A 1,809-nucleotide genomic window follows, 5' to 3' on the forward strand; every position below is an offset into this window, starting at 1 on the left:
AGATTAAATCTACGTTCACCCTCATAATAAAAAAATCCGAATGAGTTTGATTCTTAATCAAGAAACAAACTCGTTCGAATCTTTCTTCAACTAACATACTTTTGTTCCAGCCTCTTTTTTTAATGATTAATTTCTTGTTCCCATAAAGGAATCGTAAGGGAAACGCTGGTTCCTTCGCCAACAGTGCTTTTAATCTCAAATGTTCCTTTATGCTGATACAAAATGTTTTTAATCACAACAAGTCCAAGACCGGTACCTGAGGCCTTCGTGGTAAAAAAGGGCTTTTGAATGTGCATAAGCAAATGTGAAGGAATGCCGACTCCTGTATCTTTAATGAAAATAGTAAGATCTTTAGTATGCTGAGTAACGTTTAAATGAATTTCTCCTCCACTAGGCATAGCTTCGAGCGCATTTTTCAACAAATTAATGAGTACTTGCTTAATTTGATTTGCATCACAGCAGATGTATGTATGCGGGGCTTCCAGCTGTGTTTTAACTACGACATTTTTTAATACACATTCTGATTCATACAAAAGAATAACGTCATTTAAAATAGTAGAGAATGCGTGCTTTTTCATAACCGTGTCATGAGGTTTAGCGAGCAATAAAAATTCTCCAACGATTGAGTTAATACGATTCAGTTCGCTCAGCATGATGGTTGTATAAGAATGATAGCGGCTGCTGTCTTCATGAATAAGCTGAATAAATCCATTTAAAGAAGTAAGTGGATTTCGAATTTCATGAGCGATTCCCGCTGCCATTTCGCCCGCTAAAGATAACTTATCGGTTTGGCGAAGAAATTTTTCTGTTTCCTTTTCTTCTGTAAGATCGCGTGAAATACCAAAAAGCGCAACGACCTGTTGATCACGATTAAAAATAGGTGAAACAGTGATTTCTACATCAATTATTTTTCCATCTTTTCGCTTATCTTGGGTTTCAAAGGCTACCAGCTTTTCTCCTTTTTTAACCTTTTCTAATCGGCTTTCAGCGTCACCTTTTAAGCCAGCAGGAATGAATGGAATGGCTTTTCCAACAATTTCTTCCGCTTTCCATCCGTATATTTGCTCAAAAGCATCGTTTACTTTAATCACTTTGCCGTCTAGACTGAACACGGAAATGGCGTCTCGATTGTATGTAAAAAAAGATTGCAAATACTCTTGAGCTGAGTACAGTTCATCTTCGGTTTTGTTCATTTTGACCGTCGTAATAGCAATCAATTTTTTAGAGAAATGAGCACAATACAATAAAATAATCATTGTGATCAGCGTAAACAAAATGAAATAAACGATATCTAATTTCACGAAAGTCACAGATGTAAAAAGAGTGTTGCTTACATAAAAGTACAAAACAATTATTATAGACATTAATGTAGAAGTTACAATAGCAATATAGCTATTGTAAATAAAGCTAACAATAATTCCAAGAAACAAAAACAAATAATTAATAACAGCAGGTTCAATAGATGCCATGTACGCAATATAGGCATAATAACATATAAAAAAAGAATACATAATGATGGCAGGGTGAAAACGAAAGTAGTACATAGCCGTCACTACCAATAATAAAATTCCTCCGCTTATAAAAACAATCATATGAGGATCAGCTGCAATAAAGTGGTATAACACAATGTGGACAAAATATAGCAGCCAAAAAATAAGTAAAAGAATAAAATTCCGTTTTTTTATGAGGTTGTGTGATTCCATAAAAAATCCCTTTCTTAAATGGTGAATAATTTTATAGGAGAATAACTTTATAGTCAGCTAGTCGCACGATGTAGTGATATATCACTCATATTAGCATAGTTACAAC

The 1,809-nt window shown here is 34.2% G+C and carries 1 protein-coding gene; it reads right to left on the reverse strand.

Annotation, left to right across the window (positions count from 1 at the left end; all coding sequences use genetic code 11):
- Positions 1-119: 119 nt before the first annotated feature.
- Positions 120-1,592 carry a PAS domain S-box protein gene (locus AC1DRF_RS25900; protein WP_477742063.1) on the reverse strand — a complete coding sequence of 491 codons (1,473 nt, stop codon included), beginning with the start codon at positions 1,590-1,592 and terminating at the stop codon, positions 120-122.
- Between the last annotated feature and the right edge of the window lie 217 nt (positions 1,593-1,809).

The sequence above is a fragment of the Priestia sp. P5_B4 genome (assembly GCF_056400385.1).

Excerpts from the sequence above, each read along its gene's own strand:
- AC1DRF_RS25900 (WP_477742063.1), bottom strand. The coding sequence starts at position 1,592 with ATGATTGTTTTTATAAGCGGAGGAATTTTATTATTGGTAGTGACGGCT.